The sequence below is a fragment of the Microbacterium sp. UFMG61 genome (assembly GCF_015354505.1).
Classification (GTDB): domain Bacteria; phylum Actinomycetota; class Actinomycetes; order Actinomycetales; family Microbacteriaceae; genus Microbacterium.
On record NZ_JACAFP010000004.1, the window covers coordinates 170,277 to 196,169 of the forward strand.

General features: G+C 67.5%; 26 protein-coding genes and 2 tRNA genes. 3 read left to right on the forward strand and 25 right to left on the reverse strand.

Annotated elements, in window-relative coordinates; genetic code table 11:
• Positions 1 to 60 precede the first annotated feature (60 nt).
• The 9 genes from IXW21_RS06110 to IXW21_RS06150 form a co-directional block, all read right to left on the reverse strand.
• Positions 61 to 912, reverse strand: coding sequence for an aldehyde dehydrogenase family protein (locus IXW21_RS06110; RefSeq protein ID WP_194763376.1), 852 nt, complete (start codon positions 910 to 912; stop codon positions 61 to 63).
• Complete coding sequence (locus IXW21_RS06115) at positions 909 to 2,351, reverse strand: aldehyde dehydrogenase family protein (protein ID WP_194763377.1); 1,443 nt, start codon at positions 2,349 to 2,351, stop codon at positions 909 to 911. Before IXW21_RS06115 ends, IXW21_RS06110 begins: the two co-directional genes overlap by 4 nt.
• Positions 2,352 to 2,360: 9 nt before the next feature.
• A complete protein-coding gene (gene deoC / locus IXW21_RS06120) occupies positions 2,361 to 3,362 on the reverse strand; it encodes a deoxyribose-phosphate aldolase (protein ID WP_194763378.1) in 1,002 nt (333 codons plus the stop codon).
• Complete coding sequence (locus IXW21_RS06125; RefSeq protein ID WP_194763379.1) at positions 3,359 to 4,294, reverse strand: sugar-binding transcriptional regulator; 936 nt, start codon at positions 4,292 to 4,294, stop codon at positions 3,359 to 3,361. Before IXW21_RS06125 ends, deoC begins: the two co-directional genes overlap by 4 nt.
• 149 nt (positions 4,295 to 4,443) lie before the next feature.
• Positions 4,444 to 5,085 (reverse strand): ATP-dependent Clp protease proteolytic subunit, encoded by a 642-nt coding sequence (locus IXW21_RS06130; protein WP_194763380.1) that lies wholly within the window; start codon positions 5,083 to 5,085, stop codon positions 4,444 to 4,446.
• A 20-nt stretch (positions 5,086 to 5,105) separates the two neighbouring features.
• On the reverse strand, positions 5,106 to 5,702 hold the full coding sequence (locus IXW21_RS06135) for an ATP-dependent Clp protease proteolytic subunit (protein ID WP_194763381.1): 597 nt from the start codon (positions 5,700 to 5,702) through the stop codon (positions 5,106 to 5,108).
• An 81-nt stretch (positions 5,703 to 5,783) separates the two neighbouring features.
• Entirely contained in the window at positions 5,784 to 6,281 is a 498-nt protein-coding gene (locus IXW21_RS06140) for a tetratricopeptide repeat protein (RefSeq protein WP_194763382.1), read from the reverse strand.
• An 86-nt stretch (positions 6,282 to 6,367) separates the two neighbouring features.
• Positions 6,368 to 7,888 carry a trigger factor gene (tig, locus tag IXW21_RS06145; protein WP_194763383.1) on the reverse strand — a complete coding sequence of 507 codons (1,521 nt, stop codon included), beginning with the start codon at positions 7,886 to 7,888 and terminating at the stop codon, positions 6,368 to 6,370.
• Positions 7,889 to 7,950: 62 nt separating this feature from the next.
• A tRNA-Pro gene (locus tag IXW21_RS06150) sits at positions 7,951 to 8,024 on the reverse strand.
• 111 nt (positions 8,025 to 8,135) lie between these two features.
• Between IXW21_RS06150 and IXW21_RS06155 the strand changes: the two genes are divergently transcribed.
• Together IXW21_RS06155 and IXW21_RS06160 are read left to right on the forward strand one after the other, a co-directional pair.
• Positions 8,136 to 8,209, forward strand: a tRNA-Gly gene (locus IXW21_RS06155).
• A 109-nt stretch (positions 8,210 to 8,318) separates the two neighbouring features.
• Positions 8,319 to 9,524, forward strand: coding sequence for a hypothetical protein (locus IXW21_RS06160; protein ID WP_194763384.1), 1,206 nt, complete (start codon positions 8,319 to 8,321; stop codon positions 9,522 to 9,524).
• A gap of 80 nt (positions 9,525 to 9,604) precedes the next feature.
• Here IXW21_RS06160 and IXW21_RS06165 read toward each other — a convergent pair whose 3' ends face one another.
• The 16 genes from IXW21_RS06165 to IXW21_RS06240 form a co-directional block, all read right to left on the reverse strand.
• Positions 9,605 to 9,958, reverse strand: a complete 354-nt coding sequence (locus IXW21_RS06165) for an RNA polymerase-binding protein RbpA (protein WP_194763385.1) — start codon at positions 9,956 to 9,958, stop codon at positions 9,605 to 9,607.
• Complete coding sequence (secG, locus tag IXW21_RS06170; protein ID WP_194763386.1) at positions 9,958 to 10,206, reverse strand: preprotein translocase subunit SecG; 249 nt, start codon at positions 10,204 to 10,206, stop codon at positions 9,958 to 9,960. Before secG ends, IXW21_RS06165 begins: the two co-directional genes overlap by 1 nt.
• 85 nt (positions 10,207 to 10,291) lie before the next feature.
• Positions 10,292 to 11,083, reverse strand: coding sequence for a triose-phosphate isomerase (tpiA, locus tag IXW21_RS06175; RefSeq protein WP_194763387.1), 792 nt, complete (start codon positions 11,081 to 11,083; stop codon positions 10,292 to 10,294).
• Positions 11,074 to 12,288: a phosphoglycerate kinase gene (locus IXW21_RS06180; RefSeq protein WP_194763388.1), complete on the reverse strand. Its 1,215-nt coding sequence runs from the start codon at positions 12,286 to 12,288 to the stop codon at positions 11,074 to 11,076. The genes tpiA and IXW21_RS06180 overlap by 10 nt, the downstream gene beginning before the upstream one ends.
• A 10-nt stretch (positions 12,289 to 12,298) precedes the next feature.
• Positions 12,299 to 13,309, reverse strand: coding sequence for a type I glyceraldehyde-3-phosphate dehydrogenase (gene gap / locus IXW21_RS06185; RefSeq protein ID WP_194763389.1), 1,011 nt, complete (start codon positions 13,307 to 13,309; stop codon positions 12,299 to 12,301).
• Positions 13,310 to 13,424: 115 nt separating this feature from the next.
• Entirely contained in the window at positions 13,425 to 14,051 is a 627-nt protein-coding gene (locus IXW21_RS06190) for a superoxide dismutase (protein ID WP_194763390.1), read from the reverse strand.
• Positions 14,052 to 14,237: 186 nt separating this feature from the next.
• A complete protein-coding gene (gene whiA / locus IXW21_RS06195; RefSeq protein ID WP_194763391.1) occupies positions 14,238 to 15,215 on the reverse strand; it encodes a DNA-binding protein WhiA in 978 nt (325 codons plus the stop codon).
• A 68-nt stretch (positions 15,216 to 15,283) separates the two neighbouring features.
• Positions 15,284 to 16,156 carry an RNase adapter RapZ gene (gene rapZ / locus IXW21_RS06200; RefSeq protein ID WP_194763392.1) on the reverse strand — a complete coding sequence of 291 codons (873 nt, stop codon included), beginning with the start codon at positions 16,154 to 16,156 and terminating at the stop codon, positions 15,284 to 15,286.
• A 46-nt stretch (positions 16,157 to 16,202) separates the two neighbouring features.
• On the reverse strand, positions 16,203 to 18,104 hold the full coding sequence (uvrC, locus tag IXW21_RS06205; RefSeq protein WP_194763393.1) for an excinuclease ABC subunit UvrC: 1,902 nt from the start codon (positions 18,102 to 18,104) through the stop codon (positions 16,203 to 16,205).
• Positions 18,104 to 20,992, reverse strand: coding sequence for an excinuclease ABC subunit UvrA (uvrA, locus tag IXW21_RS06210; protein ID WP_194763394.1), 2,889 nt, complete (start codon positions 20,990 to 20,992; stop codon positions 18,104 to 18,106). Before uvrA ends, uvrC begins: the two co-directional genes overlap by 1 nt.
• A gap of 64 nt (positions 20,993 to 21,056) precedes the next feature.
• Complete coding sequence (locus IXW21_RS06215) at positions 21,057 to 21,566, reverse strand: hypothetical protein (protein WP_194763395.1); 510 nt, start codon at positions 21,564 to 21,566, stop codon at positions 21,057 to 21,059.
• Between the two features lie 2 nt (positions 21,567 to 21,568).
• A complete protein-coding gene (locus IXW21_RS06220; protein WP_194763396.1) occupies positions 21,569 to 22,828 on the reverse strand; it encodes a DUF58 domain-containing protein in 1,260 nt (419 codons plus the stop codon).
• Positions 22,825 to 23,790: an AAA family ATPase gene (locus IXW21_RS06225; protein WP_194763397.1), complete on the reverse strand. Its 966-nt coding sequence runs from the start codon at positions 23,788 to 23,790 to the stop codon at positions 22,825 to 22,827. Before IXW21_RS06225 ends, IXW21_RS06220 begins: the two co-directional genes overlap by 4 nt.
• Before the next feature lies 1 nt (position 23,791).
• Positions 23,792 to 24,277, reverse strand: a complete 486-nt coding sequence (locus tag IXW21_RS06230; RefSeq protein WP_194763398.1) for a hypothetical protein — start codon at positions 24,275 to 24,277, stop codon at positions 23,792 to 23,794.
• Positions 24,274 to 25,005, reverse strand: a complete 732-nt coding sequence (locus IXW21_RS06235; protein WP_194763399.1) for a DUF4129 domain-containing protein — start codon at positions 25,003 to 25,005, stop codon at positions 24,274 to 24,276. Before IXW21_RS06235 ends, IXW21_RS06230 begins: the two co-directional genes overlap by 4 nt.
• Before the next feature lie 21 nt (positions 25,006 to 25,026).
• Positions 25,027 to 25,470 (reverse strand): MarR family winged helix-turn-helix transcriptional regulator, encoded by a 444-nt coding sequence (locus IXW21_RS06240; RefSeq protein WP_194763400.1) that lies wholly within the window; start codon positions 25,468 to 25,470, stop codon positions 25,027 to 25,029.
• Positions 25,471 to 25,515: 45 nt separating this feature from the next.
• Here IXW21_RS06240 and IXW21_RS06245 point away from each other — a divergent pair, with 45 nt between their 5' ends.
• Complete coding sequence (locus IXW21_RS06245; RefSeq protein ID WP_194763401.1) at positions 25,516 to 25,758, forward strand: hypothetical protein; 243 nt, start codon at positions 25,516 to 25,518, stop codon at positions 25,756 to 25,758.
• Positions 25,759 to 25,893: the final 135 nt, after the last annotated feature.

The window sequence follows — 25,893 nt, forward strand, 5'->3', positions numbered from 1 at the left end:
ACCGGTACACGGGAGGCCCGCCCCGAGCGTTGCGCGGGACGGGCCTCCGAGGTGTTCGGATCAGACCATGCTCTTCGTGTGCCAGACCGTCTTGACCTCGGTGAAGGCGCCGATGCGCTCGGGCGACGCGATGACCTCGCCGGGCGCGAGGACGCGCTTCAGCGTCTCCGCCGCGGCGATCTGCAGGTCGACCCAATCCAGCGCGCCAGCACCGGCGAGGTCCAGGGCATTGACGTCCTGGTGCGACGCGAGCCACGGCGCCATCTCGGCGGGCGAGCCGGTGAGGACGTTGACCACTCCCCCTGGCACGTCGCTCGTCGCGAGCACCTCGGCGAGGCTGATGGCCGAGAGCGGATGCCGCTCACTGGCGATAACGACGACCGCGTTGCCCGCAACGAGTGCGGGCGCCACGACCGAGACGAGACCAAGCAGCGCGGAGTCCTGCGGCGCGACGATCGCGACGACCCCGGTCGGCTCGGGCACGGAGATGTTGAAGTACGGCCCCGAGACCGGGTTCGCGTTGCCCGCGACCTGGGCGTACTTGTCGCACCATCCCGCGTACCAGACCCACAGGTCGATCGCGTCGTCGACCTGGGTCGCCGCAGCCGAGGCCGACACGCCTTCCTGTGCGGTGATCTCGTCGATGAACTGCGCACGACGCCCCTCGAGCACCTCGGCGACCCGATACAGCACCTGTCCGCGGTTGTAGGCGGTCGCACCCGACCAGCCCTTCACAGCGGCACGGGCGGCGACGACCGCGTCTCGGGCATCCTTGCGGGACGCCTGCGCGGCATTGGCGAGGAACACGCCCTTCGCCGAGAGCACCTCGTAGGTGCGGCCGGACTCGCTGCGTGGGAATGCTCCGCCGATGGCGAGCTTGTACGTCTTCGGAACACTGAGTCGCTTGCTCATGCTGCGGCCCCCTTCAGGTACGCGGTGAGGCCCTGACGTCCGCCCTCACGGCCGTATCCGGACTCCTTGTATCCGCCGAACGGGCTCGACGGGTCGAAACGGTTGAACGTGTTGGCCCACACGACCCCGGCGCGGAGGCGATCGGCCACCGCGAGGATCCGCGATCCCTTGTCCGACCAGATGCCGGCCGAGAGCCCGTACGGCGTGTTGTTGGCCTTGGCGATCGCCTCGGCGGGCGTGCGGAAGGTGAGGACGGAGAGGACGGGACCGAAGACCTCATCGCGGGCGATGCGATGAGAGGCCTCGACACCGGTGAAGATCGTGGGCGCGAACCAGAACCCCTTGTCGGGGATCGCGCAGTCCGCAGTCCAGCGCTCCGCACCCTCGGCCTCGCCGATGTCGCTGAGCTCGCGGATGCGCGCCAGCTGCGCTGCCGAGTTGATCGCACCGATGTCGGTGTTCTTGTCGAGCGGGTCACCGAGGCGCAAAGTCGAGAGGCGGTTCTTGAGACGATCGATGACCTCGTCGTGGATCGACTCCTGCACGAGCAGACGACTGCCCGCACAGCACACGTGCCCCTGATTGAAGAAGATGCCGTTCACGATGCCCTCGATCGCCTGATCGACGGGCGCATCATCGAACACGATGTTCGCGGCCTTGCCGCCGAGCTCGAGCGTGAGCTTCTTCTCGGTGCCGGCGACGGCGCGGGCGATGTCACGGCCGACGCCGGTCGAGCCGGTGAAGGCCACCTTGTCGACATCCGGGTGGCGAACGAGAGTGGCACCGGTGTCACCGGCACCGGTCACGATGTTCACGACGCCTGCGGGAAGGTCGGCCTGCTGCAGGATCTCCGCGAAGATCAACGCCGTGAGCGGCGTCGTCTCTGCGGGCTTGAGTACGACGGTGTTACCGGCGGCGAGAGCCGGAGCGAGCTTCCACGCGAGCATCAGCAGCGGGAAGTTCCACGGGATGATCTGCCCGGCCACACCGAGTGCACGCGGGTTGGCGCCGAGTCCGGCGTAGTCGAGCTTGTCGGCCCACCCCGCGTAGTAGAAGAACCACGAAGCCACCAGCGGCACGTCGACGTCGCGACTCTCCTTGATCGGCTTGCCGTTGTCGAGGCTCTCGGCGACGGCGAGCTCTCGCGCGCGCTCCTGCACGAGGCGGGCGATGCGGAAGAGGTACTTGCCCCGATCGCGACCGCTCATCTTCGACCACGTCTTGTCGTACGCGCGTCGTGCAGCGGCGACGGCCCGGTCGACATCCTCGTCGCTCGCCGAGGCGATCTCAGCGATGCGGGTCTCGTCGGCCGGCGAGATGGTGGTGAAGCTCGAGCCCGAACCGTCGACGAACTCACCGTCGATGAACAGGCCGTAGCTGTCCTTCAGGTTCAGGACTGCCTTCGACTCCGGAGCCGGAGCATATTCCAGGAATGACATATCGGGGTCCTAGTCGATCGTGACGTAGTCAGGGCCGGAGTAGTGGCCGGTGGTGAGCTTCTGGCGCTGCAGGAGCACGTCGTTCAGCAGGCTCGACGCGCCGAAACGGAAGAGATGCGGCTGAAGCCATTCCTCCCCCACGGTCTCGGCGACGGTGACGAGGTACTTCACGGCATCCTTCGACGAGCGGATCCCGCCGGCCGGCTTCACGCCGATGCGCTCACCCGTGCCGCGGTGCCAGTCACGCACAGTCTCGAGCATCAGCAGTGTCGTCGGAAGGGTGGTCGCGGGCTGCACCTTCCCCGTGGACGTCTTGATGAAGTCGCCTCCGGCGAGGATGCCGAGCCACGACGCCCGCTTGATGTTGTCGTAGGTGTTCAGCTCGCCGGTCTCGAGGATCACCTTGAGCGAGGCGTAGGAGCCGTCGGCACGACGGCACGCCTCCTTGACCTGCGCGATCTGATCCAAGACGAGACCGTAGCGTCCGGAGAGGAAGGCTCCGCGGTCGATGACCATGTCGATCTCGTCTGCACCGGCGGCGACCGCCTCGGCGGTATCGGCCAGCTTGATCGCCAGCGACGAGCGCCCGCTCGGGAAGGCCGTGGCGACGGCCGCGACCGAGATGAGTCCGTCGTCGGGGTCGCCGTGCAGGGCGCCGAGCGCCTCGACCGCGTCGCCGACCATGTCACCGTAGACGCAGACGGCGGCGACCTTCGGAGTCGACGGGTCAGCGGCATCCGGGTTCTTGGCCTTCGCGACGAGCGAGCGGACCTTGCCCGGTGTGTCCGAGCCCTCGAGGGTGGTGAGGTCGATCAGCTTGATGATCGTGTCGAGGGCCCAGGCCTTCGACGTCGTCTTGATCGATCGCGTGCCGAGTCCGGCAGCGCGCTGCTCGAGACCGACCGCATCGACGCCGGGAAGGCCATGCAGGAAGCGGCGGAGTGTGGCGTCGTCCGGCTCACCGCCGAGAACGTCCACCGCCGATCTGCGGCTGAGTTCATGGGTCGTCATCGTTCCTCCAACAATGCTCGTGCTGTGTTCTCATCTGTCACCAAAACGCTGCACAGGCCGCTGGTCACGACTGTACGCGCGATGTCATGTTTGGCGTCACCCGCGGTGACGAAGACCGCTCGGCTCGCTCCGCGAAGCCGGCCGAGATCGACCCCGACCGTCCGCGCATCGAGCTGCGGATCGACGATGTTGCCGTCGGCGTCGATGTATCGGCCGAGGACGTCCCCCACGGCCCCACGGCGCGACAGCTCCTCGACCTCGGACGCCGAGAGGTAGCCGTTCTCGACATGGGCCGAACTGGCGTCGCACGGTCCCGCCGTGAAAAGGAACGCCTGTGCTTCCGCGGCCTCTTCGAGCACGGCCGCGACGGTGCGGTCGGCTTCGATGGCCTGCTTGGTCTCGACGCGCTCGAGAATGGCGGGACTCGGGAGCAGCGATACCTGCCCCGAGGCGCGCTGCGCGATCGTGACGGCGAGCCCAGCTGCTCCGCCGGATCGCCGATTGAGGCTCACCCCGCCGTTGAGCTGCACGACCGTGACACCTGTCGCCCACCCGTCCGGCAGCGCCTCGGCCACAGCACGCAGAGTGCGCCCCCAGCTCACGCCGAGAGTGCGGGGCACCGGACGCATGGCCGTGAGGTAGTCGGCGGCAGCCTGCGCGACGCGTTCGAGCGTTCCGTCGTCGCCTTCGGGCGCCGGAACGACCACGGCTGCCGCGAGACCGTGTCGATCCACGAGCTCACGCTCGAGTCCGAGTCGGCGGGCACGGGGATGGATGATCTCGATGCGGACGATGCCTCGCTCGCGCGCCTGGATCAGCAGACGCCCGACCTTCCAGCGGGAGAGCCCGAGGAGTGCTCCGATCTCGTCCTGCGTCTTCTCCTCGTCGTAATACAACTCGGCGACGCGGACCATCGTCAGCTCGTCATCCACAGCATCCTCCTCGTTCTCAGAGTACGCGGACTGCGGCTTTCGCGCACCCGTCTGCTCATATGAGCAATCCTAGGAGGTGATCCGCACATCTGCCGGAGACGACGAAAGGACGCCGGCCCGGAGGCCGACGTCCTTTCCGATGCGGGTGATCACATGCGCTTGCGCGAGGTGAGAACCTGATCGACGATGCCGTAATCGAGCGCCTCGGCGGCCGACAGGATCTTGTCGCGGTCGATGTCACGGTTGACCTGCTCCACGGGCTTGCCCGTGTGGCGGGCCATGGCCTCTTCGAGCCAGGTGCGCATACGGAGGATCTCCGCCGCCTGGATCTCGATGTCGGATGCCTGACCGTGTCCGGCCTCACCCATCGCCGGCTGGTGCATGAGCACACGGGCGTTGGGCAGAGCGAGACGCTTGCCGGGGTGTCCGGCGGCGAGCAGCACGGATGCGGCGGATGCCGCCTGGCCGAGCACGACCGTCTGGATCTGCGGCGCGACGTACTGCATCGTGTCGTAGATCGCCGTCATGGCCGTGAACGAGCCGCCGGGCGAGTTGATGTACATCGTGATGTCACGCTCGGAGTCCTGGCTCTCGAGCACGAGCAGCTGCGCCATGACATCGTCGGCCGATGCGTCGTCGACCTGCACGCCGAGGAAGATCACGCGGTCTTCGAACAGCTTGTTGTAGGGATCCTGGCGCTTGAAGCCGTACGCGGTGCGCTCCTCGAACTGAGGGAGCACGTAGCGGCTGGAGGGCAGGTTGCCGGCAGAGCGGAAGGTGGGTGCGTACATGAGAGTCCTTTCGCTTTCCGTTACTTGGTGTCCTGGTCGGTTCCGCCGCCGCCGACGACGTCGGTGGCCGAGTCGCGGATGTGGTCGACGAAGCCGTATTCGAGCGCCTCGTCAGCGGTGAACCAGCGGTCGCGGTCACCGTCTGCGTTGATCTGCTCGACGGACTTGCCGGTCTGCGAGGCGGTGATCTCGGCGAGGCGGTTCTTCATCGAGGTGATGAGCTGCGCCTGCGTCTGGATGTCGCTCGAGGTTCCGCCGAAGCCGCCGTGCGGCTGGTGCAACAGCACGCGGGCGTTGGGGGTGATGTAGCGCTTGCCCTTCGTGCCGGCCGTCAGCAGCAGCTGACCCATCGATGCGGCCATACCGATTCCGACCGTGACGATGTCGTTCGGCACGAACTGCATCGTGTCGTAGATCGCCATACCGGCAGTGATCGATCCACCGGGCGAGTTGATGTAGAGGTAGATGTCCTTCTCGGAGTCCTCTGCGGCGAGAAGGAGGATCTTCGCGCAGATCTCATTGGCGTTCTCGTCGCGCACCTCCGATCCCAGCCAGATGATGCGGTCCTTCAACAGCCTGTCGAAGACGCTCGTAGCGAGGAGGGGTTCTGCAGCCATGTCAGCTCCTGATTCCGTGTTTCAGTGATTCGAATCTACCGGCGACAACGCGGCGCCCAGGCCGTGTTCGCCGTCGGCATATCAGCGGTCGAGCTCGGCGATCTCGTGGGCGTAGGCAGTCATGGAACGGTGATACCGGGGCAGGTGCGGCACCAGGGCCAGCAGTGCGACCGAGAGTCCCTGCGCGGGCCTGCCCGCGCTCGCGAGGATCAGGGCGTGCACGGTCGCCACCGCGTCTCGGTACGGCCCGTCGGCGGAGAGCTCACCCTCGGCGCGGATCACCTCGAGCGCCTCGTCGTATTCACCGAGGTTGCGCAGAGAGCTGGCCAGCTGGATCACGCACTGCGGGCGGTGCTCGTCATCGAGGCCGAGTGCGAGCGCGCGTCGATAGAGCTGGACGGCCTCAGCCGGCATCCCGGCGGAGTCCCTGGCACCGGCTCGCTCGAACTCCGCACGCGCATCGTCCGAGCCACGCTCGGCAGCCAATGCGTCGATCCGCGCGATGGTGTCGGTGCCGACCTCCTCGCCCGACGCATCAGCCCACACCTCGTCGATGCGCTCATCCCAGGTCTTCGTCATGTCCTTGCTCCTCATCCGGTCCAGTCTGGTGACGAGAAAGGGGCGGATGCCTCAGCATCCGCCCCTTCCTCAGAGATCGTGGTCGATCACTCAGCCTTGTCGGCTACCTTCTTGGCCGGAGCCTTCTTGGCAGCGGGCTTCTTCGCAGCGGGCTTCTCCGCAGCCTCGGCGTCGTCGGCCTTCTTGGCCGGAGCCTTCTTGGCGGCCGGCTTCTTCGCAGCGGGCTTCTCCGCAGCCTCGGCGTCGTCGGCCTTCTTCGCAGCGGCCTTCTTGGCGGGCGCCTTCTTCGCGGGCTTCTCCTCGGCGGGAGCCTCGGTCTCGGCCTCGTCGTCGGTCACGACGAAGTCGGACAGATCGACGGCCTTGCCGTTGGTGTCGACGACCTTCACCTTGCCGAGCGCGATGGCGAGCGCCTTGTTACGGGCGACCTCACCGACGAGAGCCGGGAGCTGGTTCGAGGACTGCAGCGCCTCGACGAACTCCTGAGGCGCCATGCCGTACTGCGATGCGGACTGGATGAGGTACTGCGAGAGCTCCTCCTGCGAGACCTGCACGTCGGCCTGCTCGGCGATGGTGTCGAGCAGCACCTGCGTGCGGAACTGCTTCTCGCTGGCCTCGGTCACCTCGGCACGGTGCACGTCGTCCTCGAGGCGGTTCTCACCCTCGAGGTGGTTGTGCACCTCGTCTTCGATGAGCTGCGGCGGGACCGGGATCTCGATCTGCTCGAGAAGCGTCTCGACGAGCTTGTCGCGCGCGGCGGAGCCCTGCGTGAAGACGCCCTGCTGCGCGACGCGCTCGGCGAGGCTCTCGCGGAGCTCGGCGATCGTGTCGAACTCGCTGGCGATCTGCGCGAAGTCGTCGTCGGCCTCGGGGAGCTCGCGCTCCTTGACGGCCTTGACGCTCACGGAGACCTCGGCCTCGGAGCCGGCGTGGTCGCCGCCCACGAGAGCCGAGCGGAACGTGGTGTCCTCACCGGCGGTCAGCGACTCGATGGCGTCGTCGATGCCCTCGAGCAGCTCGCCCGAGCCGACCTCGTACGAGACGCCCTCGGCGCGGTCGATCTCGGCGCCATCGATGGTGGCGACGAGGTCGAGCTCGACGAAGTCACCCTTCGCGGCGGGACGGTCGACGGGAACCAGCGTGCCGAATCGGGCACGGAGCTTCTCGATCTCCTCGTCGAGTGCGGCGTCGTCAGCCTCGACGGCGTCGACCGTCAGGGTGATGCCGTCGTACGCGGGGATCTCGATCTCGGGGCGGACGTCCACCTCGATGTCGACGAGCAGGTCTCCGGAGAAGTCCTTCTCGTTCGGCCACTGGGTGATCTCGGCTGCCGGGCGGCCGACGATGCGCAGCTTGTGCTCGGCAGTCGCCTCGCGGAAGAACTTGTCGAGGCCTTCGTTGACCGCGTGCTCGATGACCGCGCCGCGCCCGATGCGCTGGTCGATGATCGGGGCCGGGACCTTGCCCTTGCGGAAGCCGGGGATCTGGACGTCCTGAGCGATGTGCTCGTAGGCGTGCGAGATGCTGGGCTTGAGGTCGTCGGGGGTGACCGTGATGCTGAGCTTGACCCGGGTCGGGGTCAGCTTCTCGACGGTGCTGTTCGCCATGCTGGTGTGTTCTCCTTGTGGTTTCCGCGCTGAATCGCGGCTGTCAGGCCGTTCGAGCCGTGTCGGGGCGACAGGAGTTGAACCTGCGACCTCCCGCTCCCAAAGCGGGCGCTCTACCAAACTGAGCTACGCCCCGGGGAATCTGCACGCAGATTCAGCCCCACCGAGTCTAACGGACATGAGCACGTCCGACAGTCCGCTATGATCGATGAGTCGGCACAGTTCCTCCGGGTTCACCGCCGACAACGGGGCTGTAGCTTAGTGGTAAAGCCTCTGTCTTCCAAACAGATGATGCGAGTTCGATTCTCGTCAGCCCCTCCACTCGAGAAAGGCCCCCGCGACGCGGGGGCCTTTCTGCATTGCCGCATCCTCCAGGCCAGGCACATCTGGCAGAGTCTCAGTACGCAGGTTCCCCTCGGAGGTCCATCGCATGACCGCACCCGTCGACGTGGTCCGCTCCGCGAGCGGCACCCATTCGCTCCCCGTGCGTTTCGCGAGCGCGGTGGGCGAGTCGCCGCCACGCACCCGCGCGCGCACCGGACTCGTCGTGGGCGTCCTCGCGGTGGCGGTCGCGGCGGTCATGGTCGGCGCGATCCAGGTCACGGCGAACATCGGTTATGACGAGGCGCGCGCGGCCTTCGACGATGCCCTGACGTCCGCCGAGAGCACGGCGGCGGTCGTTCGGCAGGACGTGGACGAGCTCACTGCGGTTGCCGACGTCGCAGACCTGCTGGTGCAGTCGGACTCGGGCACACTCGTCCTCCCCGCCGCACGAGACGAGCTGTCCGCTGCCGCGACCGCGGCCGGCGAGGTCTCGGTCCCGGCGCAGGAGCTGCTCGGCACCGATCTCCCCGTGGCCAGACCCAAGCCCGACCCGTTCTGGGACCTCTTCGCCGCATCGAGTGAACTCGCCGCGCAGACGAGCGATCTTCAGACGCTCGACCGTGATCTCGGCGACGTGGCGCCGTCGATCGCTGACGCGGCCACGCGTGTGACAGACACCGGGATCGCTCTTCTCGCTTCGGCAGCCGAAGCCGCCCCGGCTTTCGAGGCCGCGCACCTGTCGGCGAAGAACGACGCCGTGCTCGCGCTCCGCAACGCGGCGTCGGCCGCATCCCTCACCGCCACGCTGGATGAGTCCGCCGTCGGCGCACTGGTGACGCTGCAGGATGCTGCGGCCCAGGTGGTGGCGACCGAACAGGTCGAGCTCGCGGAGAAGGCCGGCCCGCTGCAAGGGGCCCGCCTCGAGATCGAGGCCTTCGCGCGCTCGCTGGCGCCCGGAGTGCTGCTGGAGTTCGACTGGAACCAGATCGTCAACGGCGCCGGACTCAACGGCAGCATGGGCGGCCTCACGCGCTGGTGGTGGGACGACCCCGATCGCGCGACGATCGAGCTGTCGAACTCGGTGGCCGAGCAGTGGCCGTCCGAGCGCAGCCGGGCACTCGTCGCGCATGAGGTCGGCCACGCGATCAGTGTCAAGTGCGAGGACATGTACGACTCATCGACCCAGGACAGCATCGAGAAGTGGGCGACCGCGTGGGCCATCAGCATGGGGTTCACCGACGACGCGAACGGGGTCTGGGCGTACGGCTACCCTCCGCAGTCCTACATCGATGCCGCGTACGGCTGCCGCTGACTCGGGCTCTGAGCGCAGCGGGCACAGAAGAAGCCGCCGCGAACGGATCGCGGCGGCTTCATCATGAGTTCAGATCGAGGTCACTGACCTCGACGTTCGCGCAGCTGAGTGAGTGCGTCCTCGAGGAGCTGGACGGCTTCCTCGTCGGTACGACGCTCCTTCACATACGCGAGGTGAGTCTTGTACGGCTCGGTCTTGGCGAGCGCGGGAGGGTTCTCCTTGTCGCGACCGGCCGGGAGCCCGGACTGCGGGTGATCGATCGTCTCGGGGATCTCCTCCTCCGGCAGGCCGGCGGCGAAGTAGCGGACCGTCTCGTTGCCGAGACCGTCCCAGTAGGAGACCGCGATGCGGTCGGCGTGGTAGCCGTGGTCCTGTTCGCCCATGGGGCCGGAACCGACACGGGTCCCACGAATGGCGTTTCCACCGGTAGCCATCAGATCACCTCGAACTTCGTGATGAGACCGAGCGCGACGATCGCCACGAACCACGCCAGGGCGAGGATCACCGTGAAGCGATTGAGGTTGCGCTCTGCGAGGCCGGAGGATCCGACCGCCGATGTCATGCCTCCGCCGAACATGTCGGACAGGCCGCCACCGCGACCCTTGTGGAGCAGGATGAGGAGAGTCAGCAGGACGCTGGTGATACCCAGCACGACCTGCAGGACGAACTCGAGAATTTCCACGAGGAAGAGCCTTTCGCTGGGGCAGGATTGCCCCGGTAACGGTCAAGTATACGGTGCGGCGGGGCCGGAGCCCCGCCGCACGCCCTCACACGCCGACGTGCTTCTCGAAGCGGATGATCGCCGCGAACTCGTCGACGACGAGGCTTGCGCCTCCGACGAGTGCGCCGTCGACATCGGGCTCACGCATGAAGCTGGCGATGTTCGCCGCCTTGACCGATCCGCCGTACAGGATCCGGGTGCGCGCGGCAGCGTCGTCACCGAGGACCTTGGCGATCACCGCGCGCAGCGCGGCGCAGACATCCTGCGCCTGCTGGGGCGTGGCGGCCTGACCCGATCCGATCGCCCAGACGGGCTCGTAGGCCACGACGATGTCGGCATCCTTCGACAGCCCCTGAAGCGCAGCCTCGAGCTGACCGACGGGCACGGCGCTGGCGCCGAACTTCTCGAGATCCTCAGCCGTCTCGCCCACGCAGATGACCGGCGAGAGGCCGTTCTTCAGCGCCGCCTTCGTCTTCGCAGCGACGACGTCATTCGACTCCGCGTGATACTCGCGGCGCTCGGAGTGGCCGATGATGACGTACTTCGCGTCGAGCTTGGCCAGGAAGGCTCCCGACACCTCACCGGTGTAGGCACCGGAGTCGTGGGCCGAGATGTCCTGCGCGCCGAGCGCGAAGGGGATCTTGTCCGCGTCGATCAGCGTCTGCACGCTGCGGATGTCGGTGAAGGGCGGGAAGACCGCGACCTCGACCGAACCGTCCTCGTGCTTCGCGTCCTTCAACGTCCAGTGCAGCTTCTGCACGAACGCGACCGCCTGCAGGTGGTCGAGGTTCATCTTCCAGTTTCCCGCGATCAGCGGGGTACGGGTGTTCACACCCATCCGAGCACCTCCAGGCCGGGTAGTTTCTTGCCCTCGAGGAACTCGAGGCTGGCGCCGCCACCGGTCGAGATGTGACCGAAGCGATCGTCGGCGAATCCGAGCTGGCGCACCGCCGCGGCGGAGTCGCCGCCGCCGACGACGCTCAGGCCGTCGACCTCGGTGAGCGCCTGCGCGACGGTCTTCGTTCCGTGCGCGAACGCGGGGAACTCGAACACGCCCATCGGGCCGTTCCAGAACACCGTCTTCGAGCCGCGGATGACCTCCGCGAACCGCGCAGCCGTCTCAGGTCCGATGTCGAGGCCGATCCCGGACGAACCGAAAGCGGTGCTCTCGATCGCGTCAGCAGCGGTGACCTCGTGGTCGGCATCCGCTGAGAACGACGCTGCCACGACGACATCGGTCGGGAGCACGAGCTCGACGCCGCGCTTCTCGGCCTCGGCGATGTAGCCGCGAACGGTCTCGAGCTGGTCCTCTTCGAGCAGGCTGGATGCCACGGCGTGGCCCTGCGCCTTCAGGAAGGTGAACAGCATGCCGCCGCCGACGAGGATGCGGTCGACCCGCGGCAGCAGGTGCGAGATCACTCCGAGCTTGTCGCTCACCTTCGACCCGCCGAGCACGACCGCGTACGGGCGCTCGGGGTTCTCGGTGAGGCGGTCGAGCACGTCGAGCTCGGCAGCGATGAGCAGACCGGCAGCGGACGGCAGCAGCTCGGCGAGGTCGTAGACGCTCGCCTGCTTGCGGTGCACGACACCGAAACCGTCGGAGACGAGCACGTCGCCGAGCTCTGCGAGCTGAGCCGCGAAGGCGCCGCGCTCGGCGTCGTCCTTCGAGGTCTCCCCCGGGTTGAACCGCAGGTTCTCGATGACGACGATGCCGCCGTCTTCCAGCGAGGACACGGCCTCCTGAGCGGACTCGCCGACGGTGTCGCGCGCGAACGCGACCGGCTTGCCGAGCAGCTCGGACAGTCGCTGGGCGACCGGCTCGAGGCTGTACTGCGGGTCGGGCGCACCGTCGGGGCGTCCGAGGTGCGAGCACACGACGACGCGGGCGTCCGCGTTGATGAGTGCATTGAGGGTCGGCAACGAGGCGCGGACACGGCCATCGTCCGTGATGATCCCATCCCGCAGGGGGACGTTGAGATCACAACGGACGATGACGCGCTTGCCCTCGAGCGAACCCAGTGAATCCAGGGTGCGCAGAGTCATGGGAGGTGTCTCAGAGACGCTCTGCCACGTACTCGGTCAGGTCGACGAGACGGTTGGAGTAGCCCCACTCGTTGTCGTACCAGCTGGAGACCTTGACCAGGTTGCCGCTGACGTTGGTGAGCGTCGCGTCGAAGATCGACGAGTGCGGGTTGTGCACGATGTCGCTCGAGACGATCTGGTCTTCGTTGTACTGCAGGAAGCCGGCGAGGCGTCCGTCGGCAGCAGCCTTCTTGTAGGCCTCGTTGACCTCATCGACCGTGAGGTTCTCGCGGTCGGTGATCAGCGTCAGGTCGACGATCGAGCCGGTGGGAACCGGAACGCGGTACGACGAGCCGCTGAGCTTGCCCTGGAGTTCGGGCAGGACTTCGCCGATCGCCTTGGCAGCACCGGTCGAGGCCGGCGTGATGTTGATCGCGGCGGCACGGGCACGGCGCAGGTCGCTGTGCGGGCCGTCCTGCAGGTTCTGGTCAGCGGTGTACGCGTGCGCCGTCATCATGAAGCCGCGGTCGATGCCGAAGGCGTCGTTGAAGACCTGCGCCAGCGGTGCGAGGCAGTTGGTCGTGCAGGACGCGTTGGAGATGATGTGGTCGGTCTCCGGGTTGTACGTGTCCTCGTTCACGCCCATGACGAACGTGCCGTCGACGCCGGTGCCCGGTGCCGAGATGAGGACCTTCTTGGCGCCTGCCTCGATGTGCTTCTTGGCGAGCTCGGCCTTGGTGAAGAAGCCGGTCGACTCAATGACGATGTCGACGCCCAGCTCGCCCCACGGGAGGCCGGCGGGGTCGCGCTCGGCGAACGCCTTGATCGTCTTGCCGTTGACCGTGATGCTCTCGTCGTCGTAGCTGATGTCAGCGTCGAGGACGCCGCCCACGGAGTCGTACTTCAGAAGGTGGGCAAGGGTCTTGTTGTCGGTGAGGTCGTTGACCGCGACGATCTCGATGTCCGCTCCCTGCGCGAGAGCCGCGCGGAAGTAGTTGCGTCCGATGCGGCCGAAGCCGTTGATACCGATCTTGACAGACACTCAGGTCTCCCTGTTTCTCGTGCGCGGTGCGCAGCAAAAGTGCATACGCGATGCGCGGGGGTTTTTGGCTGAGATGGCGTCCCGACGAGACTGAGCCCGTCGGGACGCGACCCGATTACGACAGTACCAGCAGGCCGTTCGTCTTCTCGCGGGCGACCTCGAAGCGCTGGGCCACGTTCTCCCAGTTGGCGATGTTCCAGGCGGCCTTGACGTAGTCGGCCTTCACATTCAGGTAGTCGAGGTAGAAGGCGTGCTCCCACATGTCGAGCTGGAACAGGGGCACTGTGCCCTGAGCCGTGTTCGACTGCTGGTCGAACAGCTGCTGGATGATCAGGCGCTGACCGATCGAGTCCCAGCTGAGCACCGACCAGCCGGAGCCCTGGATGCCGAGTGCGTTGGCGGTGAAGTGAGCCTGGAACTTCTCGAACGAGCCGAAGAACTCGTCGATGGCGGCCTTGAGCTCGCCTTCGGGCTGTCCACCGCCGGTGGGCGACAGGTTGGTCCAGAAGATGGAGTGGTTGACGTGACCGCCGAGGTTGAACGCGAGGTCCTTCTCGAGCTTGTTCACGTTGGCCAGGTTGCCGGTCTCACGAGCCTCGGCGAGCTGCTCGAGTGCCGTGTTCGCGCCCGCGACGTAGGTCGCGTGGTGCTTGTCATGGTGCAGCTCCATGATCTTGCCGCTGATGTGCGGCTCCAGTGCTGCGAAGTCATACGGAAGGTCGGGGAGCGTGTAGGTCGCCATATCGCTTTCATCCAATCCGCGCCGCGCCGCGGCGCTTGCCGATCCTCCGCGCCACCGAAGTGCGGTGCGGAGCGGACTTAACTCATCCTAGTGACGACAACGCGTCGTCGACCCTGATCCTTCCCCGATATGACGAAGCGAGGCGACCCCTTGACAGGGATCGCCTCGCTGATGTCCGTGAACGTCTCAGACGTCGAGTCCGGCCGGGACCGCGGCCTCCGTGCCGGGGATGCCCTCCTGCTGCGCGCGCTTGTCGGCCATCGCCAGGAGGCGACGGATGCGGCCGGCGACGGCGTCCTTCGTCATCGGCGGGTCGGCGTGGTGGCCCAGCTCGTCGAGGCTGGCGTCGCGATGAGCGAGACGCAGCTCGCCTGCGACCTTGAGGTGGTCGGGCACGTCGTCCGCGAGGATCTCGAGAGCCCGCTCGACCCGGGCGCACGCGGCGACCGCGGCCTGCGCCGAACGGCGGAGGTTGGCATCGTCGAAGTTGACCAGGCGGTTGACTCCCGCGCGCACCTCGCGGCGCTGACGCATCTCCTCCCACGCCACAGCCGTCTTCTGGGCGCCCATCTCGCTGAGGATCGTGCGGATGGCCTCACCCTCGCGCACGACGACGCGCGGCATGCCGCGCACCTCGCGGGCCTTCGCAGCGACGCCCAGTCGATGCGCGGCACCGACGAGGGCCATCGCTGCTTCCGACGACGGGCACGACACCTCGAGCATGGCCGAGCGGCCGGGCTCGCTGAGAGTGCCGGCGGCGAGGAACGCCCCTCGCCACAGACCGGCGATCTCGGCTCGCGAGCCGGTCGTGAGGCGGTTGGGAAGGCCGCGAACGGGGCGGCGGCGCTGGTCGAGCAGCCCGGTCTGACGAGCGAGGGTCTCGCCTGCCGCGATCACTCGGACAGCCCATCGCGCGCCGTCGTTCGCGGTGCTCGACTGCACCTGGGCGATCTCCGGGCGGACGCCGTAGATCTCGGCCAGATCGCGGGCGACGCGCTGAGCGAGCACCTCGGCATCCACCTCGGCCTCGACGGCGACCCGCCCGGCGATCGAGTGCAGCCCACCGGCGAACCGGAGGATCGATGTGACCTCCGCGACGCGCACCGTGGGGGGTGCATTGCGGATGCTGACCAGCTCAGCCTTGACGTCGGTGGTTAGTGCCACGACACTCCTCTACGCTCACGCGCCGGATCGCGACGCAAACCTCCAGCTTACTCGGCCCAAGGCGGTTCCTACTCCCGGCCGAGGTCCCGGTGCCGCACGTTGACGGCCACTCCGGGCACCGCCGCGAGGCGCCGAGCGAGCTCCTCGGCCATCGCGACGGAGCGATGCTTGCCCCCCGTGCACCCGATCGCGACGGTCGAATGGCTCTTGTTCTCTCGCTGATATCCCTCGAGCACGGGCGTCAGGGCGGCCGCGTAGGCATCGAGGAACTCTGCGGCGCCTTCGCGAGAGAGCACGTAGTCGCGCACGGGCTCGTCCTGGCCGGTGAGACCGCGCAGTTCCTCGTTCCAGAAGGGGTTCGGGAGGAATCGCATGTCCGCCACGAGGTCGACGTCGGTCGGGAGTCCGTACTTGAACCCGAAGCTCATCAGAGTCACGCGGTGACGGGCCGCCCCCTCTTCGGAGAACAGCTCGGACACCTGGGTGGCGAGCTGATGGATGTTGAGCGACGAGGTGTCGATCACGAGGTCGGCCGCTTCGCGGATCGGAGCGAGTTTGGCGCGCTCGGTGCGGATGCCGTCGAGCAGCGTTCCGTCGCCCTGCAGCGGCTGCGGACGACGCACGGCCTCGAAACGACGGACGAGCACGTCATCGGAGGCGTCGAGGAAGAGGATCCGGATCGACCCTCGAGAGCGCAGGGCGCGTGTCACGCCGGGAAAATCGTCGAAGAGATTGCGCCCACGGACGTCGACCACCGCAGCGATCTTCGGCAGCGAGGTGCCACCCATGTCGGTGAGGTCGAGGAGCGGACGGAGGATCTGGGGCGGAAGGTTGTCGACGACATACCACCCGAGGTCCTCGAGTGCGTTGGCGGCAGTCGTGCGTCCTGCACCCGACATGCCCGTGACGATGAGGAACTCGCCTTTATCGCCGTCCGCCATGGTTGACTCCTTCTCCCCCGCTGACGTCAAGCCTATCGACTGCGCGCTACCGCGTGGACAGATGCGAGTGGATGTTCCGTGCGAGCACGGGGCCGATGCCCTGCACCTCTTCGATCTCCGCCGGAGCCGCCGACTTGAGCGCGGTCACTGATCCGAAATGCTTGAGAAGCACCTTGATGCGCGAGGCGCCGAGTCCGGGAACCTCCGCGAGGACCGTGGTGATATCTCCCTTTCGCCGCTTCCGCTGGTGGGTGATGGCGAATCGGTGGGCCTCGTCGCGCAGGCGCTGCAGGAGGTAGAGGGACTCGCTCGTGCGCGGCAGGATCACCGGGAAGTCCTCCCCCGGCAGCCAGATCTCCTCGAGTCGCTTCGCGATACCGCACACCGCGATCTCGCTGTGTCCCGCATCGCGGAGCGCCCGCGCCGCGGCTTCGACCTGCGGCTGGCCACCGTCGACGAGCAGCAGCTGAGGCGGATACGCGAAACGCGGCTTGCGTTTGACCTCGGTCACGACCCCCTCAGCGAGGGCGTCCTCGGCGGCCTGCTCCTGCGGATCCTGCTCCTCGGGGCGATCGAGATACGCCAGACGACGCCGCAGCACCTGGTACATCGAATCCGTGTCGTCTGTCGTCTCTGGGATGTTGAACGACCGGTACTGGTCTTTCCTCGGCAGCCCGTCTTCGAACACCACCATCGATGCGACGACGTTCGTGCCGCTGAGGTGCGAGATGTCGAAGCACTCGATGCGCAGGGGTGCTTCGGTCATACCCAGAGCCTCCTGCAGGTCGGTGAGCGCCTGGGTGCGCGCGACGTAGTCGCTCGTACGACGGGTCTTGTACCGGATCAGGGCCTGCTGGGCGTTGAGAGTGGCGGTGCGCATGAGATCGGCGCGCTGCCCGCGCTGAGCGACCGCGATCTCGACCTTCTTGCCCCGTCGCTCCCGCAACCACTCCTCGAGCTCGGCAGCATCGTCCGGCATCGTCGGCACGATGATGCGACGGGGCACATCCTGCGCGTCACCGTACGCGCGCTGGAGCACCTGATCGACGAGGTCGGCCGACGAGATGTCGATCTCCTTCTCGATCGTCATCGCACGGACACCGCGCACGCGTCCGCCTCGGATCACGAAGTGCTGCACGGCGGCCGCGAGCTCGTCTTCTGCGATGCCGAACAGATCGGCGTCCTCGTCGCTCGCCAGCACCAGGGCGCTCTTGCCGAGCACGGCTTCGATCGCGGAGAGCTTGTCGCGGTACTTGGCCGCCGCTTCGTAGTCCATCGCCGCCGAGGCCGCGAGCATCCGCTTGGTCAGCTCTCGCGTGAACCGTTCGTCTCCACCGGCCATGAATGCGACGAAGTCGTCGACCATGGCACGGTGCTCTTCGATCGTCACGGTCATGGAGCACGGGCCGCCGCACTTGCCTATCTGTCCGGGGAAGCAGGGCCTCCCGGTCTGCATGGCTCGCTTGTAGCTCGAATCGCTGCACGTGCGGATCGGGAACGCCTTGACCATCAGATCGATCGTCTCGTGCACCGCCCAGACCTTGGGGTACGGGCCGAAGTATCGTGCGCCGGGGATCTTGCGGTTCCTGGTGACGATCACCCTGGGCGCTTCGTCACCGAGGGTGACCGCCATGAACGGGTATGACTTGTCGTCTTTATATCGGACGTTGAAGGGCGGATCGAACTCCTTGATCCACATGTACTCCAGTTGCAGCGAGTCGACGTCCGTCGGCACGACCGTCCACTCGACCGACGAAGCCGTCGTCACCATCCGACGAGTGCGCTCGTGCAGGGTGCGCAGAGGAGCGAAGTAGTTCGACAGTCGCTGCCGAAGGTTCTTCGCCTTCCCCACGTAGAGCACACGCCCATCGGCGTCCCGGAACCGATACACGCCGGGGTTGGTGGGAATCTCACCCGCCCTCGGCTTGTAGTGGAGCACGTCGGCCATCAGCTGGCCTTCCGCGCGGAGCGCCCCTCATCCAGGATCTCGGCGAGGAACTGCCCGGTATGGCTCTCCTGCACTCGGGCGATCTGCTCGGGTGTTCCGGTGGCGAGGATCTCGCCACCGCCCGATCCACCCTCGGGGCCGAGGTCGATCACCCAGTCCGCCGACTTGATCACATCGAGGTTGTGCTCGATCACGATGACCGTGTTCCCCTTGTCGACGAGGCCGTTCAAGACCTCGAGCAGCTTGCGCACGTCTTCGAAATGCAGACCCGTGGTCGGTTCGTCGAGCACGTAGATGCTGCGGCCGTTGCTGCGCCGCTGGAGCTCGGTCGCGAGCTTGACGCGCTGCGCCTCTCCGCCGGACAGGGTCGTCGCCGACTGACCGAGGCGCACGTATCCGAGACCCACGTCGACCAGCGTCTTCATGTACCGGTGGATCGCCTGAATCGGCTCGAAGAACTCTGCCGCCTCGGCGATCGGCATCTCGAGGACCTCGGCGATGTTCTTGCCCTTGTAGTGCACGGCGAGCGTGTCGCGGTTGTAGCGCTTGCCGTGGCAGACCTCGCAGTCGACGTACACGTCGGGGAGGAAGTTCATCTCGATCTTGATCGTGCCGTCGCCCGAGCAGGCGTCGCAGCGCCCGCCCTTGACGTTGAAGCTGAATCGGCCGGGCTGGTAGCCGCGCACCTTCGCCTCGGGGGTCTCGCTGAACAGCGAGCGGATCCTGTCGAAGACTCCGGTGTACGTCGCCGGGTTCGACCGCGGCGTGCGACCGATCGGCGCCTGGTCGACATGCACGACCTTGTCGAGGTTGTCGAGTCCCGAGACGCGCGTGTGCTTGCCGGGAACGGTGCGCGCTCCGTTGAGCCGCGAGGCGAGCACCTGGTACAGGATGTCGTTGACCAGCGAGGACTTGCCCGATCCGGAGACGCCGGTGACCGCCGTCAGGACTCCGAGCGGGAAGTCGACGCTCACGTTCTTGAGGTTGTTCTCCCGGGCCCCGACGACGCTGATCTTGCGCTTCTTGTCGAGCTTGCGTCGCGTGGTCGGCGTCGGGATCTCTCGGACTCCCGAGAGGTACTCCCCCGTCATCGAGTCGGGCTCGTCCAGCAGGGCAGCATACGGCCCCGAGTGCACGACCGCGCCACCGTTCACGCCGGCACCCGGTCCGATGTCGACGACCCAGTCGGCCGCCTCGATCGTCTCTTCGTCGTGCTCGACGACGATGAGGGTGTTGCCCAGATCACGCAGTTTGAGCAGTGTGTCGATCAGGCGTCGGTTGTCACGCTGGTGGAGCCCGATCGACGGCTCGTCGAGCACGTACAGGACGCCGGTGAGACCGGAGCCGATCTGCGTTGCCAGGCGGATGCGCTGCGCCTCACCACCCGAGAGCGAGCCGGCGGAGCGGCTGAGGTTGAGGTACGAGAGCCCGACCTGCAGCAGGAAGTCGAGCCGAAGACGGATCTCGCGGAGCACCTGCGCTGCGATCTTCGCCTCACGGTCGGTGAGAGTCAGCGTCTCCATGAACTCGCGGGCGTCGACGAGGCTGAGGTGCGAGACCTCGGCGATCGAGTGCCCGTGCACCTGCACCGCGAGCACCTCAGGCTTCAACCTGTTGCCGTCGCACACCGGGCACGGCACCTCGCGGAGGTATTCGCCCCAGCGCGCGCGCTGCGTGTCGGACTCGGCCTGCGCGTACTGGCGCTCGATGTACGGCACCACGCCCTCGAATCCCGAGGCGTAGCGCATCTCGCGGCCGTATCGGTTCTTGAACTTGACCGTGACCTTGTAGTTGTCGCCGCGAAGGATCGCATCCTGTACATCGACCCGCAGATCCTGCCACGGGGTGTCGAGCGAGAAGTTGAGGTCAGCAGCCAGGCCCTCGAGCAGTCGCTCGTAATACTGGAAGAGCCCCTTGCCCTGGGTGGTCCACGGGATGATCGCGCCTTCGCGGATCGAGAGCTCCTCGTCGCCGAGCATCAGGTCGACGTCCACCGACATGCGGGTACCGAGGCCCGAGCACGCAGGACACGCACCGAAGGGCGCGTTGAACGAGAAGGTGCGCGGCTCGATCTCGGTGAGGGTGAGCGCGTGGCCGTTGGGGCAGGCGAGCTTCTCGGAGAACGACTGCCAGGCGTCATCGCCCTCTTCATCGACGAAGTTCACCTGCACGACGCCACCGGCGAGGCCCAGCGCGGTCTCGACCGAGTCCGTGACACGGCCGAGGATGTCGTCGGCGGTCACGAGGCGATCGACGACGACCGCGATGTCGTGCTTGTAGCTCTTCTTGAGTGTGGGAGGCTCGGCGAGCTGGATCAGGTCGCCGTCGACGATGGCACGCGAGTATCCCTTGGCGCCGAGCTCACGGAACAGGTCGACGAACTCGCCCTTCTTCTGCGAGACGATCGGCGCGACGATCTGATATCGGGTGCGCTCGGGCAAGCCCATGAGCTGGTCGGCGATCTGCTGCACGGTCTGCCGCTGGATGCGCTCACCGCACTCGGGGCAGTGCGGGATGCCGATCCTCGCCCAGAGGAGTCGCATGTAGTCGTAGATCTCGGTGATCGTGCCGACGGTCGACCGCGGATTGCGGTTGGTCGACTTCTGGTCGATCGACACCGCAGGGCTCAGCCCCTCGATGAAATCGACGTCCGGTCGATCGACCTGGCCCAGGAACTGCCGCGCATACGCGCTCAGCGATTCGACATAACGACGCTGCCCCTCGGCGAAGATCGTGTCGAACGCGAGGCTGGACTTTCCGGAACCGGACAGGCCGGTGAACACGACGAGCGAGTCGCGTGGGATGTCGATGTCGACGTTCTTGAGATTGTGCACGCGGGCACCGCGAACACTGAGTTTTCCTGGGGTTGCAACCGGGACGATAGGCACCGACCAAGTCTACGAGGGGCCACGGACATTGGCTCCGTGAGGCCTCACAGGAAGAGGCCGATGGTCATCGAGCGCCGCGGTGAGACCCGCTGATCAACACCGCCGCTGCCGCCGCGACGGCGACGGCAGCCGCGACCACCGCCCAGGGGGTCGCACCCGCCGCTCCCGCTGTGACGAGAAGAGCGGCGACGGTCACCGGCTGAGCGATCGTCTGCACGGCCACCAGCCGTACTCCACTCCGACGCAGGGCTGCGAGCACGACGCGCGATCCGCGCGGTACGACCAGGGTGAGTGATGTGAGCACGTGGATGAGGTGCACGATGAGAACGGCGAGCATCGCGCGACCGAGATCGGGCTCCGAGACGAGCATCCCGATCACGATGCACGCGATCGCCCCCCACCCGCCGAACGTGGGGGGAAGCGCGGCGCCGAGGAGCGCGAGGACCACGGCCGCCCATTGCCATCCGACCAGCGGGCACAGGACGAACGCGCCCGTGGCCGCGACCGCCACGAGCGCGAGGCGCAGGACCAGCCACGACACCGCTGGTGCCGTCTCGAGAGAATCGTTGCGCACTCTCACCGCCGGGCTCCCGCGATGCTCGCGAGCGCGGCGGCCGGGTCCTCAGCCCAGGTCACCACATCGACACCGGCTCCCTCGAGATCGGCGAAGACGTTCTCCCTCTCCGCCAGCACGGTGCGCAGACCGATCGTCTGCGTACGGGTCAGACGCGCACGGTCGAGGCGGGGCAGCACATCGACGGCGACCACGCGATGGCCGCTCGCACGCCAGAGGAGGGCGGTCTGTGCGGCCGCCCCCTCGAAGAAGGACGACAGCACGAAGACGACGGACCCATGCGGCACGTGGGGAGTCCTTCGGAACGACGCATCCTCACGCGCCTGCCCTGTCGCTGCTATCGCCGCCTCCACCCGCGCGAGGTGGCGCGAACCGCCACCGCTGCGCAGCGAGCGACCGCCGTTGACGAGGACATGCAGCGCGACGCGGTCGCCGTCGGCGATCGTCTCGGCGGCGATCGATCGAGCCGCCTGACGGGCGTGATCGAGAGAGGTCACGCCGCTTCGCTCGTCGTCGCCGCTCCCCCACAGGGAGACGACCTCGCCGAGATCCTCCGAAGTGTCGATGGCGATCACGACAGATGCGTCGCTCAGCGTATGGGTGCGACGCACGAGGAGGTCACCTGGCCGCCGAGCCAGCCTCGCGGTGGCCCGCCAGTCGACCCGCCTCAACTCATCTCCCGGCGCGAAGGCATGGATGTCGCGGAAATCCCCGCCTTGTCCTGGCCTGCGGCCCTCGTGAGTGCCGTGCAGACCGGTGAGTCGCCTCGGGAGCGGCACGTCGTCGATGCGGACGAGCGCGGGCGCCACCTGCCGAGAGCTGGTCACGGTCGGCGAAGCGACGCCGAGCACTGCGCCGTCGAATGCGAGCGCCCGGGTGGACAGCTGCACGGGCACACCCGGACCGGAGTGCAGCACGCGGCTGCGGGCGACGATCGGGCGCCCGCCGCCCGGCACGAACACGCGGCGGGTCCGGCGCTCCGACTGGACGATGAGCACCTCGACGGCATCCGCATCGCTCTCGACGGCGATCGACGTGCGCAGTTCGCCGTCGGCGGCGGGCAGCGCGTCGACGATCACCCGGGCCTCGATCCCTCCGGCTCGCCTCGACAGGGCGAACGCACTCCAGAGAGCGGGCGGTACTCCCATCGCGACGATGTCCGGGCGGGAGAACAGAAGACCGAGCACCGCGAGGAGCACGGCCCCGCCGATCGCCACCGCCAGCGCCGGACTCCACCGACCGTCCGTGGTCCGCGTCGTCATCCGAGCGCTCGGACCGTCGGAGGCACCGCGACTTGGCCCACGACCGATCGCACCACGTCCGCTGCCGATGCCCCCTGCGACCAGGCCTGCGGAGTGAGTGTGAGACGGTGCGCCAGAACCGGCACGGCGATGCGTTTGATGTCGTCGGGACGCACGAAGTCGCGGCCGTCGAGCGCCGCCAGCGCCCGCCCCAGCAGCACGAGGCCGAGCGAGCCGCGCGGCGAGGCCCCGACCTCGACCTGCGGTGCCGAGCGCGTCGCGCGCGCGACCTCGACGCAGTATCGCGTGATGTCCTGATCCACATGGATCGCCTCCACCGCCGTCTGGAGCTGCACGAGACGGGCGGCGTCGATGACGGGTGGAACATGCGTGGCCTCCTCCCGTCGCAGGACGCGGTTCTGCAGGATCCGTGCCTCCCCCTCCACCTCGGGGTAGCCGATCGAGAGGCGGACCATGAATCTGTCGAGCTGCGCCTCCGGGAGCGCATAGGTGCCCTCGTACTCGATCGGATTCGACGTCGCGATCACATGGAACGGCGCGGGCAGCGCGAAGCTGTTCCCTTCCACCGTGACCTGGCGCTCGGCCATCGCCTCGAGCATCGCCGACTGCGTCTTCGGAGTGGTGCGATTGATCTCATCGGCGAGAAGCAGTCCGGTGAAGATCGGCCCGGGGCGGAAGACGAACTCGCCGGAATCCGGTGAATACACGTAGGAACCCGTCACATCGCCCGGCAACATGTCGGGGGTGCACTGGAGCCGCCGGAACGACAGCCCCAGAGCGGAGGCGAGACTCCTGGCCGCAAGAGTCTTCCCCAGACCGGGCACGTCCTCGAACAGGAGGTGCCCGCCGGCCAGGATCGACGCGAGCGCGATCTCGAGTGGGTCGTCCATGCCGACCACGACGGTACGCACAGCTGTGAGGATCTGCGCTCCGGTGTCGGCGATCTCGGTGGCGGCGGTCATGTCAGCTCCTTGATCGAGGGGGTGGCGAGGTGCGATCGGGCGCGAGTCGATCGATCGCGTCGAGCGCATGCTCGATGTCGACGATCGTCGTGCGCGGACCGGTCAGCCGGGCCCACAGGTCGGGCCCGAGCAGTGCTGCGGCAGCGTCGCGGTGATCGGGGTCGTCCGGATCGACACCCACTCGCTGCAGCCGATGGCGCAGGATCTCTCGCACCCTCTTCGTGATCTGCTGACCTGCAAGACCCGTGTGCGTGTTCAGCGCCCACGACATCCGTGAGATCTCCGTGGGTCGACGTTTGAGCTCGGCGACGATGTGCGGCGCGTCGGACTGCGGCTCCTCGGGAAAGGCGAGCTGCGCCAGCAGTGCCACCGCCCCTGCGAGCAGGCTCCAGCCGACGATGAAGGGCTCGGTGAATCCGAAGACGAACAGTGCGAGCGCGGTGGAGACCGTGGCCCCGACCGCGAGGAGATTTCCGCGCAGCGTCATCGCCACGCCCCCTCGATGCGCCGGAGAGCCTGCCTCGCGCTCTCGCGGTCACGCTCGGAGGCGATGTGCGCACCGAACCGGACCCGCTCATAGAGCACCAGCAACCGGGCGGCCTCGTCGGCGACGCCGGATCGCAGGGTGATGATGCGGAGTGCGAACTCCCCTGGCGTCTCGCTCGCGTCGCGCCGGACGCCGGCATCCGCCGCGGTCTCCTCGAGTCCGACCCATGCCGCGACGATGGCGTCGGAGGGATCAGCTCTGTCATCGATCGATCGCAGAGCGCCGAGGATGCCCCGCTGGATCACCGGGGCGGCCGCATCCGAGTCCGGAGCGGCGTCGATCTCCCCGAACTCCGAGGCGACGTCGGCGGCATCCCGGCGTCCCAGCGGCCTGTTGCGCCATGCCCGGATGAGCGCCCGCACGATCAGCATGAGGAGGGCGATCAGTGCGGCACCCACGAGAACCAGGAGGATGATCCCCAACGTCTGCGCGATCGCGGCTCCGGCGGGGTCGATCTCCACCTCTTCGGGCAGACCGGTCACGGCAGGGGCGACCGTCGGCACCGGCTCCGCTGTCGCCGGAGCGAACAGCGAGTCGGGGCGGAAGGTCGGCGCCTCCTGCAGACCCGATGCGAGCATCGCGACGGCGAAGAGGAAGATGACCGAGCCCACGGTCGCCACCCCGCGGATGCTCGCACGCGCGTGACGTGTCGAGTGAGCGGCCGGCATGCCCCACACCCTATGCCGCGGTCACTCCTGGACGGGGCGGCGACCCGCGAAAGCGGACAAGCCGTCGCGCAGGGTCGCGACCTGCTGCAAGTCCATCCCCACCGCGGCCATGACCTGTCCGGGCACGTCGAGCGCTCGATCACGCAGCGCGCGCCCGGTTTCGGTCAGGGTGATGTCCAGACGACGCTCATCCTGTGCACTGCGCTGTCTGGCCACCAGACCATCCGCTTCGAGTCGCTTCACCAGGGGCGAAGCTGTGGCCGGCTCGAGCGCGAGGTCGGCGGCGAGATCGTTGAGCGGTCGTGGTGACCGCTCCCACAGCGCCAGCATCACGAGGTACTGCGGATGCGTGAGACCGAGTGGCTCGAGGATCGGGCGGTAGATCGCGACGACATTCCGCGCGGCGGTGACCAGCGCGAAGCAGAGCTGGTTGTCGAGCTTGAGCAGGTCCTCGGATGCCGTCACGGCATCGACTATACAACGGCACTAATGATTAGTACACTAAGCAACATGGCCCACCCGAAGGATCGCCCTCCCCTCCGCTCCCGGATCAGGGAAGCCGGCGGCCTGTACGCCTGGATCAACTCGAACCTCATCCGACTCGCCGGCCCCGCGTCTGTCGGCCCCTACGAGACGACGCCGCCGCCGACCGCGACCGAACGCGCAGAGCGCGCCTGCCCGCTCTGCGGCGCCGCGATGAGCGCGCACGAGATCGACCGCTCGGGTCCGAAGACACTGGTGCACTGCCCCTGATCGCGGCGGGGGGCGACGACGGCCTCCGACGGGTTCTTCTGCGGGCGCCTCAGCCCGAAGGGGCAGCGTCGCCTCGCGCCACGTCGAGCCAGAAAGCCAGGTCGTCATCGGTCGCGACAGCAGCGGGCGAGACGT

Coding starts and splice junctions, on each gene's coding strand:
- IXW21_RS06115 (WP_194763377.1), bottom strand. CDS start 2,351: ATGTCATTCCTGGAATATGCTCCGGCTCCGGAGTCGAAGGCAGTCCTG.
- IXW21_RS06110 (WP_194763376.1), bottom strand. CDS start 912: ATGAGCAAGCGACTCAGTGTTCCGAAGACGTACAAGCTCGCCATCGGC.
- tpiA (WP_194763387.1), bottom strand. CDS start 11,083: ATGGGTGTGAACACCCGTACCCCGCTGATCGCGGGAAACTGGAAGATG.
- IXW21_RS06180 (WP_194763388.1), bottom strand. CDS start 12,288: ATGACTCTGCGCACCCTGGATTCACTGGGTTCGCTCGAGGGCAAGCGC.
- IXW21_RS06235 (WP_194763399.1), bottom strand. CDS start 25,005: ATGCCGGCCGCTCACTCGACACGTCACGCGCGTGCGAGCATCCGCGGG.
- IXW21_RS06220 (WP_194763396.1), bottom strand. CDS start 22,828: ATGACGACGCGGACCACGGACGGTCGGTGGAGTCCGGCGCTGGCGGTG.
- rapZ (WP_194763392.1), bottom strand. CDS start 16,156: ATGGCGGACGGCGATAAAGGCGAGTTCCTCATCGTCACGGGCATGTCG.
- IXW21_RS06165 (WP_194763385.1), bottom strand. CDS start 9,958: ATGGCTACCGGTGGAAACGCCATTCGTGGGACCCGTGTCGGTTCCGGC.
- IXW21_RS06230 (WP_194763398.1), bottom strand. CDS start 24,277: ATGACGCTGCGCGGAAATCTCCTCGCGGTCGGGGCCACGGTCTCCACC.
- tig (WP_194763383.1), bottom strand. CDS start 7,888: ATGGCGAACAGCACCGTCGAGAAGCTGACCCCGACCCGGGTCAAGCTC.
- IXW21_RS06160 (WP_194763384.1), top strand. CDS start 8,319: ATGACCGCACCCGTCGACGTGGTCCGCTCCGCGAGCGGCACCCATTCG.
- uvrC (WP_194763393.1), bottom strand. CDS start 18,104: ATGGCCGACGTGCTCCACTACAAGCCGAGGGCGGGTGAGATTCCCACC.
- IXW21_RS06135 (WP_194763381.1), bottom strand. CDS start 5,702: ATGGCTGCAGAACCCCTCCTCGCTACGAGCGTCTTCGACAGGCTGTTG.
- IXW21_RS06245 (WP_194763401.1), top strand. CDS start 25,516: ATGGCCCACCCGAAGGATCGCCCTCCCCTCCGCTCCCGGATCAGGGAA.
- IXW21_RS06140 (WP_194763382.1), bottom strand. CDS start 6,281: ATGACGAAGACCTGGGATGAGCGCATCGACGAGGTGTGGGCTGATGCG.
- IXW21_RS06190 (WP_194763390.1), bottom strand. CDS start 14,051: ATGGCGACCTACACGCTCCCCGACCTTCCGTATGACTTCGCAGCACTG.
- IXW21_RS06225 (WP_194763397.1), bottom strand. CDS start 23,790: ATGACCGCCGCCACCGAGATCGCCGACACCGGAGCGCAGATCCTCACA.
- IXW21_RS06130 (WP_194763380.1), bottom strand. CDS start 5,085: ATGTACGCACCCACCTTCCGCTCTGCCGGCAACCTGCCCTCCAGCCGC.
- deoC (WP_194763378.1), bottom strand. CDS start 3,362: ATGACGACCCATGAACTCAGCCGCAGATCGGCGGTGGACGTTCTCGGC.